This is a genomic window from Bacillus sp. FSL W8-0640 (assembly GCF_038007725.1).
GTDB lineage: Bacteria > Bacillota > Bacilli > Bacillales > Bacillaceae_G > Bacillus_A > Bacillus_A cereus.
Map to the genome: position 1 here is coordinate 5,256,401 of NZ_JBBOXT010000001.1, position 17,635 is coordinate 5,274,035.

The window sequence follows — 17,635 nt, forward strand, 5'->3', positions numbered from 1 at the left end:
TCCTCCTTGCTTAATTTATTTTTATTGTTCACTAACATGAACTTTTACTGTTGCTGTTACTTGTGGATGCAATTTCACAGTAACGTTTGTATAACCTAACGCGCGGATTGCATCGTCCATTTCAAATTTACGTTTATCAAGCTTAATCTTGTGTGATTTTTGCATTGCATCTACGATTTGTTTGCTTGTGATAGAACCAAATAAACGGCCACCTTCTCCAGATTTCGCCTTTAATTCTACAGTTAATTTCTCTAAAGTCTCTTTTAACTCTTTTGCATTTTCAAGCTCTGCTGCTGCATCTTTTTCTTCTTTACGCTTTTGAGCTTCTAAAGTTTTCATACTGCTATTTGTTGCTTCAGCAGCTAATCCTTGTTTTAATAAGAAGTTATTTGCATAGCCATCTGGTACGTTTTTTACTTCTCCTTTTTTACCTTTACCTTTTACGTCTTTTAGAAAAATTACTTTCATGATTGTGTGCCTCCCTGTAAATAGTCATCAATAACAAATCGAAGCTTCTCCTCAGCTTCATCTACTGTAACATTTTTCATCTGTGTGGCTGCATTCGTCAAATGCCCGCCACCGCCTAAGTTTTCCATAATTAGCTGCACATTCACTTCACCTAAAGACCTGCTGCTAATTCCAATGAGATTCTCGCCACGTTTCGCAACAACAAATGATGCAATAATCCCTGTCATCGTTAATAACGTGTCTGCCGATTGCGCAATAAGCACTTGATCGTAGTAATCATCACTATCAACTTTAGCAATCGCAATTCCATTTTTATAAATGTACGCATTTTTTATAGCTTTTGCAACCCGTAAATACTGATCCATATCTTCCTTTAAAAGTTCTTGTACAAGTACAGTATCTGCACCATGTGAGCGTAAATAAGAAGCAGCATCAAATGTACGAGCCCCTGTCCGGAATGTGAAACTTTTCGTGTCGACAATAATACCCGCTAACAATGCCGTCGCTTCTAACATTGTCATCTTTAAATTTTTAGGTTGATACTCAAGTAATTCTGTAACCAATTCTGCTGTTGAAGAAGCATATGGTTCCATATAAACTAGCAATGGATCTTCAATAAAATCTTCTCCACGGCGATGATGATCAATAACTACTACATTTTCAATTTTATGTAACAGTTTTTGCTCCATCACCATAGAAGGTTTATGCGTATCGACAACAACAAGTAACGACTCATCATTTGCAAATTCCATCGCTTGCTCTGGAGTAATAAAACGAGACCATAACTCCTCATTTTGTTTCACTTTGTCCATCAAACGCTTAATTCCTTTATCGGAATCATTTTCATCTAACACAATATATCCTTTACGCTCATTTAATTGAGCCACTTTTAAAATACCAATCGCAGCACCAATTGCGTCCATATCGGGAGCCCTATGCCCCATAATAATGACATTACTACTTTCTAATACTAAATCCTTTAACGCATGCGAAATGACCCTAGCGCGTACACGGGTACGTTTTTCAACCGGATTTGTCTTACCTCCATAGAACTTAACTTTACCTGTCGCTTGTTTAATAGCTACTTGGTCTCCCCCACGCCCAAGCGCAAGATCTAAACCAGATTGAGCCATTGCTCCAAGCTCTGATAAAGGTAAATCACCTGATCCGACACCCACACTTAATGTAAGTGGTATATTCCTTTTAGATGTTTCTTCACGCACCTGATCTAAAATGCTAAATTTCCCTTTTTCCATCTGCGTCAAAATACTTTCATTTAGCACAACGAAGAATCTTTCTGAAGATGCACGTTTTAAATACGCCCCATACTTAAGTGCCCATTCATTTAGTCGCGATGTCACAAGACTTGTTATATTCGTACGTAATTGATCATCTAATCCTTGTGTAACTTCATCATAATTATCCAAATAGATGACAGCTAAAACAGTCCTTTGATCCTCGTACATCTTTTCGATTTCTGTTTGTTCCGTTACATCAAAGAAATAAATTAACTTTTCTTCTTTCCTTACAAAAACGCGAAACTTTCGATTATTTAAAGAGACTATATCATCAGAAGTTTCTCCTTTAATGAAAAGAAGTAATGTTTCTGATACATCGTAAAGGTGCCATCCAGCTAATGCATGCTGTCCCAGACATGAAGATAAATAAGGATTTGCCCAATCAATCCCATAATCCTTATTGTATAACAAAATACCAATCGGCATTTGGTTAAATGCTTCATTACTTACTTTCTTTACTCTTGTAATCATATCTGTCGTATGCTTTTCGAAATTCCTTTGAAAATTAAGTTCAAATCGTATAACGATAAAGAATACGATACAAAAAATGACAAAAGCAGCTATCCCCATAATTAAATGAAAATAACAGAGAATTGAAATGAGCACAAACACAAAAAATGCCAATACATAAACAGGATATAAAAACCACTGTTTCTTATCAAATTCAGGCATGTATACAACTCCTATAAAGTAAAACTAACTCACCTTCCAGTTAGTTAAACAGATTAAAATAGTATAAGGAATATTATTTTATCCCCCTATTTTAGAACGCAATGAAATCCCTAAGTCAATTATACCTAAGATTGTCACAAGAGGAAACAGCATCGGAATAAACATGCATGCAATAAAACTAATAATAGGAACCCCTTTAGTAAAACCTTTTCTATACGCTAAAAAGGCGATAAATGTCAGACCTTGCAGTACAAGCAATAGTGCAAATATGACATTTAGGTTAGAAAATACCATATGTAAATATGATGTTGGTTCTACTTTTATAAAAGTTGCTAACAAAATAAATATAACGTAATACCAAATGATACTCTTTGGTAATTGTATATCTTTAAATTTAGGCCAAGATATAACGTCATGTTTTAACTTTTTCAAAACACTACCTGATATTATCACTGTAATCCAAGAAAAACATACTGAAACTAGCACAAGTATACTCGGAAGTAACGATTGTAATATATCGTTCATTTGTGCAAGTAACTCTTTTTGTTCCTTACTAATCGGCATACCTGTAGCACTTACTATCTTTTCGCTTTTCGCCATACTTTCACTAAATATACTTTGCATTTGCTTCATTATATCTATGTTGAAAAACTTTATACTCGCAACATAAATAAGTACAAAACCAATTAAGTATGCAAGCGTCCCAGCTATTAAGATTTCCACTGGCTTTTTTCTTGTTTTATACATATATCCTAAAACAATCCCTATCAATCCAAACATAATTGTCTTCACTAAATTCATCGGTTGACTCACAATAACAGTAACAAAAAGTGCCGCTACAAAAACCACGAGCACATTAGATAGTTTATGTCTTATCATTAATAGTATAAATGGTAACGGCAACGCAAAAGTTACAACTGTACCCAAAATCGGAACATACATAGATATAAGCAATAACATTGCATATATAGCCAACAACGCGGCACCTTCAGTAATAAATCTTGCTTGTTTCACATTTTAACCTCTCTTTCAAAAAAGAAAAGCATAGCAAAATGCACAGTAGAGTCCGACTCTACTGTGCATTTCATACGCTATTATTCACCAACATATGGTAAAAGTGCCATTTGACGAGCACGTTTAATTGCAACTGTAAGTTTGCGTTGGTATTTCGCGCTTGTTCCTGTTACACGACGAGGTAAAATTTTACCACGCTCAGAAACGAAACGTTTTAATAAATCAACATCTTTATAGTCAATGCGAGTGATGCCGTTAGCTGTGAAGAAACACACCTTACGACGTTTCGCACGTCCACCTTTGCGTCCTGCCATGTCTATTTCCCTCCATTCTTTGTTAAAACTAACAAATTTACTGTATTAGAACGGTAAATCGTCGTCGGAAATGTCGATCGGTTGACCTACATTTGAAAATGGATCGTCATTCTTCGTAAATCCAGAGTTACCTTGGTTACCTGAATTACTAGATTGACCAAATGGGTTAGAGCCTTGGTTACCGAAACCAGCTCCTGATGGTTGCTGATTAAATGAACCACGTTGCTCCCCACCGCCATTACGCGGCTCTAAAAATTGCACGCTTTCCGCAAGAACTTCTGTTACGTATACACGTTTACCATCTTGTCCCTCGTAATTACGAGTTTGAAGACGTCCATCTACGCCTGCTAAGCTACCTTTTTTCAAATAATTTGCTACGTTTTCTGCTTGTTTACGCCATATTACACAATTAATAAAGTCAGCTTCACGCTCACCTTGTTGATTGGCAAATGCGCGATTCACAGCTAACGTAAAAGTAGCTACTGCAACACCATTGGGCGTGTAACGTAAGTCAGGGTCCTTAGTTAAACGACCAACGAGGATAACACGATTCATCAATCGAACCACTCTCCCTTATATATCAATTATTTTTCTTCTTCTTTAACAACGATATGACGAAGGATGTCTTCGTTGATCTTAGCTAAACGGTCGAATTCGTTAATCGCTTCTGCGTTAGATTTCACGTTTAAGATCATGTAGAAACCTTCACGTAAGTCGTTGATTTCGTAAGCTAAACGACGCTTACCCCACTCTTTCGTGTTAATGATTTCTGCACCATTGTTTGTTAAAACACCTGCAAAACGTTCAACTAAAGCTTTTTGAGCTTCTTCTTCAACGCCAGGACGAATGATGTACATAATTTCGTACTTTCTCATTACACTTTCACCTCCTTTTGGTCTAAACGGCCCGTAATGGGCAAGGAGCAATTAATTTATAGTAATTACTCACGAGTTTAGATTATATCATAGTAAGTTATATGAATCAACTCACCAATACATAAAAAACTTGGCAAACATATAATATATTTGCCAAGCTCATATCTTTATTTTTCCTAGGAAATATTAAATTAAACGTTAAAACGGAAGTGCATAACATCTCCGTCTTTTACGATATATTCTTTTCCTTCTAAACGTACTTTTCCAGCTTCTTTTGCAGCTGTCATAGAACCGTTTGTCATTAAGTCATCGTAAGAAACTGTTTCTGCACGAATAAATCCACGCTCAAAGTCTGTATGAATAACACCAGCACATTGCGGTGCCTTCATTCCTTGTTTAAATGTCCAAGCACGTACTTCTTGAACGCCAGCTGTAAAGTAAGTAGCAAGTCCTAATAGGTCATATGCTGCACGAATTAATTGATCTAAACCAGACTCTTCAATTCCTAATTCTTCAAGGAATACTTTTTTCTCTTCTTCGTCTAATTCAGCGATTTCTGATTCGATTTTTGCACATACAACGATTACTTGAGAATTTTCATTTGCTGCAAATTCTTTTACCATTTGTACGTATTTATTTTCCGAAGGATCGATAACATCGTCTTCACTTACATTCGCTACGTATAACATTTCTTTTGTTGTAAGTAAATGAAGGCCTTTAACAACCTTCATCTGCTCTTCTGTAAATTCAACAGTACGAGCTGGTTTTCCCTCTTCAAAAGCTTCTTTTAAACGAACTAAAATTTCATGCTCATATACCGCTTCTTTATCTTTTTGTCTTGCTAATTTCGCAACACGCTCGATACGCTTATCAACAGACTCTAAGTCCGCTAAAATTAGCTCTAAATTGATTGTTTCAATATCATCAATTGGATCTACTTTCCCTGAAACGTGCGTAATATTTTCGTCTTCAAAACAACGAACAACTTGGCAAATTGCATCTACTTGACGAATGTGAGATAAGAATTTATTTCCTAAACCTTCACCTTTACTAGCACCTTTTACAATACCTGCAATATCAGTAAACTCGAATACAGTCGGAACAGTCTTTTTCGGTTCTACTAATTCCGTTAATTTATTTAAACGCTCATCTGGTACTTCTACAATCCCTACGTTTGGATCAATTGTACAGAATGGATAGTTCGCAGATTCTGCTCCTGCTTGTGTAATTGCATTAAATAAAGTGGACTTCCCTACGTTAGGTAATCCAACAATCCCAGCCGTTAATCCCATATTTTTCACTCCTATGTCTCAATCTTTCATCATTATAGATAGTAACGAAAAAAATGACAAGTTTCCGCCAAACGAAAAAAAGTAACAGTTACCTACTGTAACTGTTACTCTCCCTCTATTCTTCGTGCTTCACAAGTATTTTTTTCACCTTACGATCAAACTCTCTTCGAGGAATCATTACTGAATGGTCACACCCCTCGCACTTAATGCGGATATCCATTCCCATACGAATAATTTTCCAACGATTCTCGCCACATGGATGGGCTTTCTTCATTTCCACAACATCATACAAGTTATATTCCTTTTGCTCCACTCTCCAAACTCCTCTCCATACTAAATTGCTTTTCCACTAACTAATTCTTCACGATTATATAAAACCATACGTGGATATGGAATTTCAATTCCATGTAAATCAAGACGATTTTTAATCTCTTTACGAAGTGCCCTTGCAATAACTGCATGTTGCATCGGTTCTACTTCAGCAATAACACGTAATATAACTTCTGATGCAGCTAATGTTTGCACACCTAATAATTGAGGTGTTGTTACCATTTTTTCGTACTTTGAAGGTAATTCTACTAATAAATCTTCAATAACTTGCTCTGCTTTCGCAATATCAGCCTCATATGAAATAGATACATCAACAAACGCTACACTATTACTAACTGAGTAGTTAGTAACTTGAACAATACTTCCATTTGGTAAAGTATGAATTTCACCTGTCCAACTCTTTACTTTCGTTGTACGAAGTCCAATTTCTAAAACGACTCCTTCAAATTGACCGATTTTAACATAATCGCCAACCGAAAACTGATCTTCTAACAAAATAAATAAACCTGTAATAACATCTTTCACTAAACTTTGAGCACCAAATCCGACTGCTAAACCAATTACCCCAGCACCCGCTAATAAACCTGATGCATTAATATCAAACACACCTAAAATCGCAATTAGCATAATGAACATAACAACGTACGCTACAATATTTTCAAGTAATTTCGCTACTGTAACTGTACGACGTTCTGAAATTTGAATTGGAGAACGACTTCCCATGCGAAACGCATTTCGTACAACCGCTCTTGCAATTCGCACAACAACTGCACCAATTGTTAAAATAATACATATTTTTAATGTCGCAACTCCAATATGAGCCCAACGATCAGCATCTAATAAATACTGTTTCATAGAATTAAACCACTTCGCTAATAAATCCATGTACCTCTACCTCTCTAGCTAAAATTTCTTTTTAGTTACCCTTATTATTGTATCAGAAGTCCCCTAATTGCTGAAAAAATTTTATGATTTTAATCCTATTTTATCCCCGACATCCAGGTATAAAATGGAACGAATATATATATACTAGTACTATTATTTCCGTTTTCATTCACATTTTGCAAAAATTACGTACTTATAACTTTCCATTTTCCTCACCATATAACATATATTGAAAATTTATTAAAAGGATGGGTGCTTCATGAATATTGGAAGTTTTCGCTTACCATTTTTTGAGAAAGAAACTCAAAACGTTATGCACCAAGATCTAGAAGCCTCCGAGATAATCAGTAATTTCTTACTTACCCATATTCCTATTAAAACTAATATACCACTCATTCTCGTTTGTATCGGCACAGATCGCTCTACAGGTGACGCACTCGGCCCATTAGTTGGTACAAAACTTGAACAAATAGACATCCAAAACCTCCAAGTATTCGGTACACTAGATGAGCCAGTACATGCGCTAAATTTAGAAGAGAAAATTCAGAATATACAGAAAGAATATCCTACTGCATTTATAATTGCTGTTGATGCATGTTTAGGAAAGTCCCAAAATATCGGATCAATCACTACTGGAAAGGGACCTAGTAAACCTGGAGCTGCTATGAATAAGAAATTACCTGCAGTTGGTGATTTGCACATACACGGTATCGTCAATCTAAATGGGTTTATGGAGTTTTTCGTTCTTCAAAATACAAGATTAAGTTTAGTCATGAAAATGGCTGATGTAATCGCACAAAGTATAAAAGAGACGGATCAAAAATTATCCGCATTAAAAAAAGCAAACCATCTATAAATAATAAGATGGTTTGCTTTTTAATTTTTCTGTGCTAATAGTTCTAAAATACGATTTAAATCTTCTTTATTAAAAAATTCAATTTCGATTTTACCTTTTTCTTTTTTCGTCTCTTTAATTTTCACATCTGTGCCAAACTTTTCTCTTAAGAACGTTTCACGTTCTACGAAAAATATATTTCGCTCTTTTTTCACTTTTTTTGTTTCACGTGAAACGTGTTGATTAATCTCTTGGACGATTTTCTCTAATTGACGAACATTTAATCCTTCTTTTTCAATGCGTTTCAATAAGGACTTCAATTGTTCTTCATCTTTTATCGTAAGTAAAGTTCTCCCATGAGCCATTGAAAGTTGACCATTTGCAATCATATCTTGTACGAAAGAAGGTAGGCTTAATAACCTAGTATAATTTGCAATGTAAGGTCTGCTTTTACCAAGACGTTTCGCTAATTGTTCTTGCGTTACATTTAGCTCATTCATTAACATCTGGTATGCCATTGCCTCTTCCATAGGATTTAAATCTTCTCGTTGTAAGTTTTCTAACAAAGCAAATTCCATCATTTGCTGTTCATTTAATTGTCTTACAACCGCAGGTACTTTTTCTAAACCAGCCTCTTTCGCAGCACGAAATCGTCTTTCACCTGCAACAATTTCATATCCTTTAATGCTCTTCCTAGCAATTAATGGTTGTAGAATACCGTGTTCCTTAATCGAAATTGCTAATTCCTGAATCGCCTCTTTATTAAAGTGTTTACGCGGTTGATATGGATTCGGCCTTAATTCAGTTACAAGAATCTCCTGAATTGTTTCCTCTTCTTTCACATCTAAATCAGGAAAAAACACATTAATTCCTCTTCCTAATCCTTTAGCCACCTGCAATCACTTCCTCTGCTAAATCTATATATACTTCTGCTCCTCTTGATTTAGCGTCATACTGCATAATAGGTTTCCCATGACTTGGAGCCTCGCTCAAGCGTACATTACGCGGAATAATCGAGCGATATACTTTATCCCTAAAATACTTTTTCACTTCATCTATAACTTGAATTCCTAAATTTGTACGGGCATCCAACATTGTTAACAATACACCTTGAATTGCTAAATTTTTATTTAAATGTTTTTGTACAAGTCGAACTGTATTTAATAGCTGACTTAACCCTTCTAGTGCGTAATATTCACACTGTACAGGAATAATAACAGAATCTGCTGCTGTTAATGCATTAATCGTTAATAACCCTAAAGATGGGGGACAGTCGATAATAATATAGTCATATTCATCACGAACTGGCTGTAATGCTCTTTGCAAACGTACTTCCCGGGAAATAGTCGGTACCAATTCAATTTCAGCACCAGCTAATTGAATTGTAGCGGGTAGAACATCTAAGTTTTCAGTTGCGGTTTTCTGTATAACCCCTTGAACATCTGCATCTTCCACAAGAACGTTGTAAATACATTGATCTAATTCAGATTTTTCAATTCCCACACCAGTCGTTGCATTTCCTTGAGCATCAATATCTACAAGAAGGACTTTTTTACCTACTTGCGCCAATCCAGCCCCTAAATTAACAGATGTTGTTGTTTTTCCAACACCGCCTTTTTGATTAGCAATAGCAATGATTTTTCCCATGATGTCACCTACTTTCAACCTTTCTATCTTATTCTAGTAACAATTACGTTTATTGTAACATGAAATAAAACTTTTTCTTTTACGTCCTTTATTAAACTTCAAAATTTATTTCTAAACTCCTTCTTCATTTAACAAGAAAATATAGTAAAAGAGACCTCTCCAATAGGATAAGGTCTCTAGCACGTCATTATTATTTTTTCTTTGGAATTTTAATTGTAATTTGATAGTACTCATCAAATTCTTCTTCCTCAGAATTAACATTCAAACCACTTTCAGTAACCATTTGTAAAGATTGTCTAATTGTATTCATAGCAATCCTCGTATCTCGACTTACTGCTTTTTGCTTTGCCTTACGCTTCGGTTTCGCTTCCTCTAGTAACTTCGCAATTCGTTCTTCTGTTTGCTTTACATTTAGTTGTTTCTCCACAATTTCCTGTAAAACTTTCAGTTGTAATTCCTCATTTTTTAAAGGAATGAGAGCGCGGGCATGACGTTCTGTAATGCTTTTTTCTAATAATGCACTTTTTATTTCTTCAGGCAACTTTAACAATCGCAACTTATTTGCGATTGTAGATTGTCCTTTTCCAAGTCGTTGTGCCAATGCTTCTTGTGTTAAATTATGTAACTCAATCAGCTTTTGATATGCCACAGCTTCCTCGATTGCCGTTAGTTCCTCACGTTGCAAGTTTTCAATTAAAGCTACAGAAGCTGTCTCTGTATCATTTAAGTTCTTTATAATTGCAGGAACCTTTTCCCAACCTAACTTTGTTGCCGCGCGAAAACGTCTTTCTCCAGCAATAATCTCGTACTTATCATCCTCATATTGCCTTACAACAATCGGCTGAATAAGTCCATGTGTACGAATTGTTAATGCTAGCTCATCAATACGCGCATCATCAAAAACTGTTCTTGGTTGATAACGGTTAGGGGTAATATTTACTATCGGAATTTCTTGTATTTCTTCATATACCTTTTTATCTATCTCTTCATGGCTTTCGTCTTGTAATTCGAATTCGCTCTCTTTATCTCCAAAGCCAAATAAACGAGAAAACGTATTTTTCATACATATTCCACCACCTTTTAGGCCTATTGACTATTCTCCATAAAATGTTTCCTATGAAACATTTACGTTTTCATTTATATAATTTAATCTTACGTCTAATAAGATTTATTTTTCAATAGGTAATTTATTGGGTGTTCCCGGTTTGCGTGGATATTTCTTTGGTGTCTTGCGCTTTTTCTCGATTAATAAAATATTACGTTCACTCTCTTCAAACGGTAATTGGAACGTAGACATCTCTTTTAACTCTCCGCCTAGCACCTCTAAAGCATACTTGCCATTTTCAATTTCTTCGTTTGCTGCTGCACCTTTCATTGCAATGAATGTTCCTCCAACTTTTACAAGCGGTAAACATAGCTCACTTAATACAGAAAGACGCGCAACTGCACGTGCCATTACAATATCGTATGATTCACGTACACCTTCTTTTTTCCCAAACGTTTCAGCACGATCGTGACAAAATGCAACATCACTTAATTCTAACTTTTGTGCTAAGTGATTTAAGAAATTAATACGTTTTTGCAACGAATCTACAATTGTTACTTTTAAATGCGGGAAACAAATTTTTAAAGGAATACTTGGGAATCCAGCCCCTGCACCAACATCGCAAATTGAGAATGGTTTTGAAAAATCATAATAAAAAGCAGCTGTAATGGAATCAAAAAAGTGTTTTAAATATACTTCTTCTTTTTCTGTAATAGCCGTTAAGTTCATTTTTTCATTCCACTCTACTAATGTTTCAAAGTAGATTTTGAACTGCTCTAACTGTCTAGAAGAGAGGGTGATTCCCTTCTCTTCTAGCATAGATTGAAATTGTTCTATGTTCATCTAGCAATATCTCCTTACTATTTATTGGTTCGATACGCGTGCAATTTTTCCTTGTTCTATATACACAAGTAAAATGGAAATATCCGCTGGATTTACGCCAGAAATACGTGAAGCCTGCCCCATTGAAAGTGGACGAACATCTTTCAATTTCTGTCTAGCTTCTGAAGCAATGCTAGAAATCGCATCATAATCAATATCTACAGGGATTTTTTTATTCTCCATTTTCTTCATACGCTCTACTTGCTGTAAAGATTTTTCAATATATCCTTCATACTTAATCTGAATTTCAACTTGTTCTTTAACTTCATCACTTAATTCTACTTCACTTGGTACTAAAAGATGAATATGCTCATATGTCATCTCTGGACGACGTAATAAGTCACTTGCACGTATTCCATCTTTCAATTCACTTCCGCCAATATTGCGAATTAATTCTTGAACTTCAGGACGTGGTTTAATAATAATGCTGCTTAAACGTTCCTTTTCCTGTTCAATTTGTAATTTTTTATTTGTAAATCGCTCATAGCGCTCTTCTTTAATTAATCCAATTTTACGACCAACTTCAGTTAAACGAAGATCAGCATTATCGTGGCGTAATAATAGACGGTATTCTGCACGAGACGTTAATAAACGATATGGTTCATTTGTACCTTTCGTTACAAGATCATCAATTAAGACGCCAATATAAGCATCCTCGCGACCTAAAACAACTTCTTCTTTACCTAAAGAACGGCATGCTGCATTAATTCCAGCCATAAGCCCTTGTCCGGCCGCCTCTTCGTAACCAGAAGTTCCATTAATTTGTCCTGCTGTATATAAATTTTTAATCTTTTTCGTTTCAAGTGTTGGCCATAGTTGTGTTGGCACAATTGCATCATATTCAATTGCATAACCTGTACGCATCATTTCAACATTTTCTAGGCCTGGAATTGTTCTAAGCATGTCACGTTGTACATCTTCTGGTAAGCTTGTGGATAAACCTTGTACATATACTTCTTGTGTATTACGCCCTTCTGGCTCTAAGAAAATTTGATGACGTGGTTTATCATTAAATCTTACTACTTTGTCTTCAATAGAAGGACAGTATCTAGGACCTGTTCCTTTAATCATACCAGAATACATAGCTGAACGATGTAAATTTTCATCTATTAAACGGTGTGTTTCTGTACTTGTATATGTCAACCAACATGGAATTTGATCCATAATAAATTTCGTTGTTTCAAAAGAGAATGCACGTGGCTTATCATCACCTGGTTGAATTTCTGTTTTACTGTAGTCAATTGTATTACTGTTTACACGAGGAGGTGTCCCTGTTTTAAATCTCACAAGATCAAATCCAAGCTCCTCTAAATGCTCAGATAATGTAATAGACGGTTGCTGGTTATTTGGACCACTTGAATATTTTAAGTCGCCCATGATAATCTCGCCGCGTAAAAATGTTCCAGTTGTAATTACAACTGTTTTTGCTGTATATTCTGCACCAGCTTGTGTAACTACCCCTTTACATACACCTTCTTCAACGATTAAACGCTCTACCATTCCTTGGAACAACGTTAAGTTTGGTGTTTCTTCAATTGTTTTCTTTAATTCATGTTGGTAAGAGAATTTATCAGCTTGCGCTCGAAGTGCACGTACGGCTGGTCCCTTACCTGTATTTAGCATACGCATTTGAATATGAGTTTTATCAATATTACGTCCCATTTCTCCGCCTAATGCATCAATTTCACGAACAACAATCCCTTTTGCTGGTCCACCAACAGAAGGGTTACATGGCATGAATGCTACCATATCCAAGTTAATTGTTAACATTAATGTTTTTGAGCCCATTCGTGCTGCCGCAAGACCAGCTTCACATCCTGCATGACCTGCACCGATTACTATGACATCGTATGAACCGGCATTGTATCCCATTGTTTATTCCTCCTAATAATCTCTATCTTTCTACAACTTCACTATATTATTTTCCTAAACAAAATTGAGAGAACAACTGGTCAATTAAGCTTTCATGCACTGTGTCCCCAGTAATTTCACCAAGTATTTCCCACGTTCTTGTTAAATCAATTTGTACCATATCAATTGGTACACCATTTTCAATCGCCTCAACTGCATCACCGATTGTTTTTCCTGCTTGTGTTAATAATCCAATATGTCTCGCATTAGAAACATATGTCATATCTGCAGAATCGATTGTTCCTTCAAAGAATAAATCAGCTATTGCCTTTTCGAGTTCATCTATTCCTTGTTCCTCAATTAAGGATGTTGTAATAACACGATTTCCCGCGGCTAACTCTGTAACACGTTCCATATCAATCGCTTGCGGTAAATCAGTCTTATTCACAATAACAATAAAGTCTTTTCCTTGTACCGCACGGAATAGATCTTCATCCTCATTTGTTAAAGCCTCGCTATAGTTGACAACAACTAATACTAAATCCGCTTGGCTCATCATTTCTTTTGAACGTTCCACACCAATTCGTTCAACAACATCTTCTGTCTCCCGAATACCGGCTGTATCTATAAGTTTAAGAGGTACACCACGCACGTTAACGTACTCTTCAATAACATCACGAGTTGTTCCTGCAATATCAGTTACAATTGCCTTTTTCTCCTGAACAAGACTATTTAATAACGATGATTTCCCAACGTTGGGTCTACCGATAATTGCTGTAGCAATACCCTCACGTAAAATTTTCCCTTGTTTTGATGTTTCTAATATTTTTTCGATTTCCGAACGAACATGCGTCGCTTTCTCAATTAAAATATTATGTGTCATCTCTTCTACATCATCGTATTCTGGATAATCTATATTTACCTCAACATGAGCTAATGTTTCTAATATTTCTTGACGCAAAAGACCAATTAATTTAGATAATCGCCCTTCCATTTGATTAATTGCTACATTCATCGCACGATCTGTTTTTGCTCGAATCAAATCCATAACAGCTTCTGCTTGTGATAAATCGATACGTCCATTTAAAAAAGCACGTTTTGTAAATTCGCCCGGTTCTGCCAATCGTACTCCTTGTGCTAGAATAAGTTGCAATACTTTATTTACTGAAACAAGTCCACCGTGACAGTTAATTTCCACTATATTTTCACGTGTAAAAGTCCTTGGTGCGCGCATAATAGACACCATAACTTCTTCAATAACTTGATTTGTATCTAAATCAACAATATGACCATAATGAATAGTGTGAGAAGGAACCTCTGTTAAATCCTTCCCCTTAAAAATACGATTAACTTTCTCAACCGCATCATCCCCACTTACTCGAACAATGGCAATTGCACCCTCTCCAAGCGCTGTGGAAATCGCAGCAATTGTATCAAATTCCATGTCCTTTCACCTCACTTGCTTATTTATCTCTATTTCAACATGATTATTTCTTTCACTAAATTATTAGGATACCATAACGAACCTATCTACAAAAGAAGAATAACTCATTTTATTATATCCCCATGTAAAAAACACTAAACTTATTCACAGTGGATAAGTTTAGTGTTTTTTAGTTATCCACATCTATTTTCCGCTCAAAAAAACCGGCACTCATTTGAGCAACCGGTCATTTAGGAGATATTACAACATGCCGATGTGGTTCATTTCCTTCAGAAGTTGTATTGATACCTTGATGATTTGATAATGCCTGATGAATAATTTTTCGTTCAAAAGATGGCATCGGTTCTAAAATAACTCTTTTTTTCGTATTAAATACTTGTTTCGCTAATCGATAAGAAAGTGATTCTAACGTACTTTTTCTTTTACTACGATAATTTTCAGCATCTAGTGTAATACCGATATACTGCTTCGTGTTACGATTCGCGACAAGTTTTGTTAAATACTGTAAAGAGTTCAATGTATTACCTCTTTTCCCAATTAAAACACCTACATTATCACCAGAAATTGTAAATTCAATTTCGCGTCCTTTTACAATTTTACTAATCTCAACTTCCACACCCATATCGTGAATAACATTTCTTAAATATTCTTCACATTCTTGAATTGGATCTTTCTTCAATACAACTTCTACTACTGCAGGACGATTCCCAAATAAACCTAAGAATCCTCTTTTACCCTCATCGACAATATTTATATCTACTCGATCTTTTGATGTATTTAATTGCCTTAAAGCATCCTCTACTGCCAGCTCGACTGTTTGTCCTTTAGCAGTAATTACACTCACTTGCTTGAGCCTCCAGCTTTGCTAGCCTTAATTTCTGGCCCTTTGATAAAGTACATTTGAGCAATACCAAAGATATTACCAACAACCCAGTAAAGTGATAATGCGGCTGGGAAGTTAATTGCAAAGATTAAAATCATAATCGGCATAAGCCAAAGCATCATTGCCATTTGCGGATTTTGACCAGCTGTTCCTGCCATTGCAAGCTTTTGCTGAATAAATGTCGTAATTGCTGCAACGACCGGTAAGATATAGAACGGGTCTGCATGTCCTAAATCGAACCATAAGAAACTATGTTGTTTAATTTCAGCTGTTCTCATAATTGCATGATAAAAAGCGAACAGAATTGGCATTTGAATAAAGATTGGTAAACAACCAGCTAATGGATTTACACCATTTTTTTGATATAACTGCATCATTTCTTGCTGCAGTTTTTGCTGTGTCGCTTGATCTTTAGAGCTATATTTCTCTTTTAACTTCACCATTTCCGGTTGTAACGCTTGCATCGCTTTCGTACTCTTCGTTTGTTTAATCATTAGTGGTAATAATGCAAAACGAATGATAAGAGTTGTAATAACAATTGCTAAACCGTAATTACTGTTAAATAAGTCGGCAAAATACGTGATTAACTGAGAAAGCGGATATACGAAATATTCATTCCAAATCCCAGTACTTTTCGATGTAATCGGCTGACCCGTTTCACTACAACCGGTGGCAATCGCCATTAATGCAACGACCATGGCTAGTAAACCTAATTTCTTTTTCAAAGCCTACTCCTCCTTGTATCGGTATGTATATAGTGTAATTCATTTCCTTACGCTACTTTTTTATTCTTTTCATACCAGAGCGTTTAAAGACATGAATTAAGCTTTTCTTTACTTCTTCATATGTCATCTCTGCACAAGGCTTCCTTGCTATTATAACAAAATCTTTCCCAGAATCTATCTCATCTTTTAACTCTGTAATAGCCTGACGGACCATGCGCTTAATTCGATTACGAACTACTGCATTTCCAATTTTCTTGCTAACAGAAAGGCCGATGCGAAAGTTTGGCTGTTCTTCTTTATCTAATTGGTATACAACAAACTGACGATTCGCATTTGATTTTCCTTTTTGAAAAACCGCCTGGAATTCATCATTCTTCTTTATACGATGTTTTTTCTTCATATCAATTGACACTCCTGTATTTCATCAGCGGAAATTCACTATTATTAGAAAAAAAGACCACTGAACGATCAGTGGTCTACGCAGATAATACTTTTCTTCCTTTACGACGACGAGCTGCTAGCACTTTACGTCCGTTCGCTGTGCTCATACGGCTGCGGAAACCATGTACTTTGCTGCGCTTACGTTTATTTGGTTGGTAAGTTCTTTTCATTATATGACACCTCCCTGAGGAATATCTGTTAAAGACAGTCCTATAAATTATAGTTAATCAACTAGGAAAATGTCAATGGTTCTAGAAATTTTCATCAAATATTCATTTTGAACCTATTCACATACTTTTACACAGCACCTATATTTCCTTGTGGATAAATGTTTTTTCACGTTTTTTATATCCACAAACTTTTTTCGCACTTTTACACAGTATATCGTGTTGTGGACAAGTTTATTCCACAAGGTATTGATTTTGTGGATAACTTTCTTAAATTCATTGCTATAGCCACTTTTTTTTGATATTATAGTTGTGTTTTCACTTTGAATAAGTTTTCCACACCTTTATTTTATCCACAGTTTGTGTATAACATGTGGACAGTTTTAATCACATGTGGGTAAATAGTTGTCCACATTTGCTTTTTTTGTCGAAAACCCTATCTCATATACAAACGACGTTTTTAGGTTTTAAAATACGTTTCGTATAAATATACATTTTATATTTATTGGGTTGTACATTTGTTGCGCAACCTTATTCTTTTACCATCTTAGTAAAGGAGGGACACCT

The 17,635-nt window shown here is 35.6% G+C and carries 20 protein-coding genes; 1 reads left to right on the forward strand and 19 read right to left on the reverse strand.

Going from position 1 to position 17,635, the window contains the following annotated elements:
* Positions 1 to 21 precede the first annotated feature (21 nt).
* The 9 genes from rplI to N2V80_RS27190 all read right to left on the reverse strand — a co-directional run bounded on the left by rplI (position 22) and on the right by N2V80_RS27190 (position 7,148).
* Entirely contained in the window at positions 22 to 468 is a 447-nt protein-coding gene (gene rplI, locus N2V80_RS27150; protein WP_000864228.1) for a 50S ribosomal protein L9, read from the reverse strand.
* Positions 465 to 2,438 carry a DHH family phosphoesterase gene (locus N2V80_RS27155; RefSeq protein WP_001113788.1) on the reverse strand — a complete coding sequence of 658 codons (1,974 nt, stop codon included), beginning with the start codon at positions 2,436 to 2,438 and terminating at the stop codon, positions 465 to 467. The genes rplI and N2V80_RS27155 overlap by 4 nt, the downstream gene beginning before the upstream one ends.
* 78 nt (positions 2,439 to 2,516) lie before the next feature.
* Entirely contained in the window at positions 2,517 to 3,452 is a 936-nt protein-coding gene (locus N2V80_RS27160) for a YybS family protein (RefSeq protein WP_000806422.1), read from the reverse strand.
* An 80-nt stretch (positions 3,453 to 3,532) separates the two neighbouring features.
* Entirely contained in the window at positions 3,533 to 3,766 is a 234-nt protein-coding gene (gene rpsR / locus N2V80_RS27165; RefSeq protein WP_000918873.1) for a 30S ribosomal protein S18, read from the reverse strand.
* Positions 3,767 to 3,811: 45 nt separating this feature from the next.
* Positions 3,812 to 4,324 carry a single-stranded DNA-binding protein gene (ssb, locus tag N2V80_RS27170; protein ID WP_000981966.1) on the reverse strand — a complete coding sequence of 171 codons (513 nt, stop codon included), beginning with the start codon at positions 4,322 to 4,324 and terminating at the stop codon, positions 3,812 to 3,814.
* Positions 4,325 to 4,350: 26 nt separating this feature from the next.
* Positions 4,351 to 4,641, reverse strand: a complete 291-nt coding sequence (gene rpsF / locus N2V80_RS27175; protein WP_001233778.1) for a 30S ribosomal protein S6 — start codon at positions 4,639 to 4,641, stop codon at positions 4,351 to 4,353.
* Positions 4,642 to 4,832: 191 nt separating this feature from the next.
* Complete coding sequence (gene ychF, locus N2V80_RS27180; protein ID WP_000524672.1) at positions 4,833 to 5,933, reverse strand: redox-regulated ATPase YchF; 1,101 nt, start codon at positions 5,931 to 5,933, stop codon at positions 4,833 to 4,835.
* Positions 5,934 to 6,048: 115 nt separating this feature from the next.
* A complete protein-coding gene (locus N2V80_RS27185) occupies positions 6,049 to 6,246 on the reverse strand; it encodes a DUF951 domain-containing protein (RefSeq protein ID WP_000435485.1) in 198 nt (65 codons plus the stop codon).
* Positions 6,247 to 6,266: 20 nt separating this feature from the next.
* The gene (locus N2V80_RS27190; protein ID WP_000364815.1) at positions 6,267 to 7,148 is read right to left on the reverse strand and encodes a mechanosensitive ion channel family protein; all 882 of its coding nucleotides are present in this window, start codon (positions 7,146 to 7,148) and stop codon (positions 6,267 to 6,269) included.
* A 259-nt stretch (positions 7,149 to 7,407) separates the two neighbouring features.
* Between N2V80_RS27190 and yyaC the strand changes: the two genes are divergently transcribed.
* A complete protein-coding gene (gene yyaC / locus N2V80_RS27195) occupies positions 7,408 to 8,004 on the forward strand; it encodes a spore protease YyaC (RefSeq protein WP_001020715.1) in 597 nt (198 codons plus the stop codon).
* 20 nt (positions 8,005 to 8,024) lie between these two features.
* Here the strand turns inward: yyaC and spo0J are convergent, their stop codons facing one another.
* From spo0J to rpmH, 10 genes are all read right to left on the reverse strand, one after another.
* Positions 8,025 to 8,876 carry a stage 0 sporulation protein Spo0J gene (spo0J, locus tag N2V80_RS27200; protein ID WP_001051829.1) on the reverse strand — a complete coding sequence of 284 codons (852 nt, stop codon included), beginning with the start codon at positions 8,874 to 8,876 and terminating at the stop codon, positions 8,025 to 8,027.
* Entirely contained in the window at positions 8,869 to 9,630 is a 762-nt protein-coding gene (gene soj, locus N2V80_RS27205) for a sporulation initiation inhibitor protein Soj (RefSeq protein ID WP_000516114.1), read from the reverse strand. The genes spo0J and soj overlap by 8 nt, the downstream gene beginning before the upstream one ends.
* A 190-nt stretch (positions 9,631 to 9,820) precedes the next feature.
* Complete coding sequence (gene noc / locus N2V80_RS27210) at positions 9,821 to 10,693, reverse strand: nucleoid occlusion protein (RefSeq protein ID WP_000799016.1); 873 nt, start codon at positions 10,691 to 10,693, stop codon at positions 9,821 to 9,823.
* A 105-nt stretch (positions 10,694 to 10,798) separates the two neighbouring features.
* Positions 10,799 to 11,518, reverse strand: coding sequence for a 16S rRNA (guanine(527)-N(7))-methyltransferase RsmG (gene rsmG / locus N2V80_RS27215; RefSeq protein WP_001019628.1), 720 nt, complete (start codon positions 11,516 to 11,518; stop codon positions 10,799 to 10,801).
* Positions 11,519 to 11,539: 21 nt separating this feature from the next.
* Entirely contained in the window at positions 11,540 to 13,429 is a 1,890-nt protein-coding gene (gene mnmG, locus N2V80_RS27220) for a tRNA uridine-5-carboxymethylaminomethyl(34) synthesis enzyme MnmG (protein WP_000541055.1), read from the reverse strand.
* 46 nt (positions 13,430 to 13,475) lie between these two features.
* Positions 13,476 to 14,852 (reverse strand): tRNA uridine-5-carboxymethylaminomethyl(34) synthesis GTPase MnmE, encoded by a 1,377-nt coding sequence (gene mnmE, locus N2V80_RS27225; protein WP_000393769.1) that lies wholly within the window; start codon positions 14,850 to 14,852, stop codon positions 13,476 to 13,478.
* A 226-nt stretch (positions 14,853 to 15,078) separates the two neighbouring features.
* Positions 15,079 to 15,696, reverse strand: a complete 618-nt coding sequence (jag, locus tag N2V80_RS27230) for an RNA-binding cell elongation regulator Jag/EloR (RefSeq protein WP_000111516.1) — start codon at positions 15,694 to 15,696, stop codon at positions 15,079 to 15,081.
* Entirely contained in the window at positions 15,693 to 16,460 is a 768-nt protein-coding gene (gene spoIIIJ, locus N2V80_RS27235; RefSeq protein WP_000727737.1) for a YidC family membrane integrase SpoIIIJ, read from the reverse strand. Before spoIIIJ ends, jag begins: the two co-directional genes overlap by 4 nt.
* Positions 16,461 to 16,512: 52 nt before the next feature.
* The gene (gene rnpA / locus N2V80_RS27240; RefSeq protein WP_000726621.1) at positions 16,513 to 16,860 is read right to left on the reverse strand and encodes a ribonuclease P protein component; all 348 of its coding nucleotides are present in this window, start codon (positions 16,858 to 16,860) and stop codon (positions 16,513 to 16,515) included.
* Positions 16,861 to 16,936: 76 nt separating this feature from the next.
* The gene (rpmH, locus tag N2V80_RS27245) at positions 16,937 to 17,071 is read right to left on the reverse strand and encodes a 50S ribosomal protein L34 (RefSeq protein WP_000831901.1); all 135 of its coding nucleotides are present in this window, start codon (positions 17,069 to 17,071) and stop codon (positions 16,937 to 16,939) included.
* Positions 17,072 to 17,635 lie beyond the last annotated feature (564 nt).

Excerpts from the sequence above, each read along its gene's own strand:
- mnmG (WP_000541055.1), bottom strand. The coding sequence starts at position 13,429 with ATGGGATACAATGCCGGTTCATACGATGTCATAGTAATCGGTGCAGGT.
- soj (WP_000516114.1), bottom strand. The coding sequence starts at position 9,630 with ATGGGAAAAATCATTGCTATTGCTAATCAAAAAGGCGGTGTTGGAAAA.
- N2V80_RS27155 (WP_001113788.1), bottom strand. The coding sequence starts at position 2,438 with ATGCCTGAATTTGATAAGAAACAGTGGTTTTTATATCCTGTTTATGTA.
- noc (WP_000799016.1), bottom strand. The coding sequence starts at position 10,693 with ATGAAAAATACGTTTTCTCGTTTATTTGGCTTTGGAGATAAAGAGAGC.
- yyaC (WP_001020715.1), top strand. The coding sequence starts at position 7,408 with ATGAATATTGGAAGTTTTCGCTTACCATTTTTTGAGAAAGAAACTCAA.
- N2V80_RS27190 (WP_000364815.1), bottom strand. The coding sequence starts at position 7,148 with ATGGATTTATTAGCGAAGTGGTTTAATTCTATGAAACAGTATTTATTA.
- ychF (WP_000524672.1), bottom strand. The coding sequence starts at position 5,933 with ATGGGATTAACGGCTGGGATTGTTGGATTACCTAACGTAGGGAAGTCC.
- rpmH (WP_000831901.1), bottom strand. The coding sequence starts at position 17,071 with ATGAAAAGAACTTACCAACCAAATAAACGTAAGCGCAGCAAAGTACAT.
- rpsR (WP_000918873.1), bottom strand. The coding sequence starts at position 3,766 with ATGGCAGGACGCAAAGGTGGACGTGCGAAACGTCGTAAGGTGTGTTTC.
- mnmE (WP_000393769.1), bottom strand. The coding sequence starts at position 14,852 with ATGGAATTTGATACAATTGCTGCGATTTCCACAGCGCTTGGAGAGGGT.
- rplI (WP_000864228.1), bottom strand. The coding sequence starts at position 468 with ATGAAAGTAATTTTTCTAAAAGACGTAAAAGGTAAAGGTAAAAAAGGA.
- rpsF (WP_001233778.1), bottom strand. The coding sequence starts at position 4,641 with ATGAGAAAGTACGAAATTATGTACATCATTCGTCCTGGCGTTGAAGAA.
- rsmG (WP_001019628.1), bottom strand. The coding sequence starts at position 11,518 with ATGAACATAGAACAATTTCAATCTATGCTAGAAGAGAAGGGAATCACC.
- rnpA (WP_000726621.1), bottom strand. The coding sequence starts at position 16,860 with ATGAAGAAAAAACATCGTATAAAGAAGAATGATGAATTCCAGGCGGTT.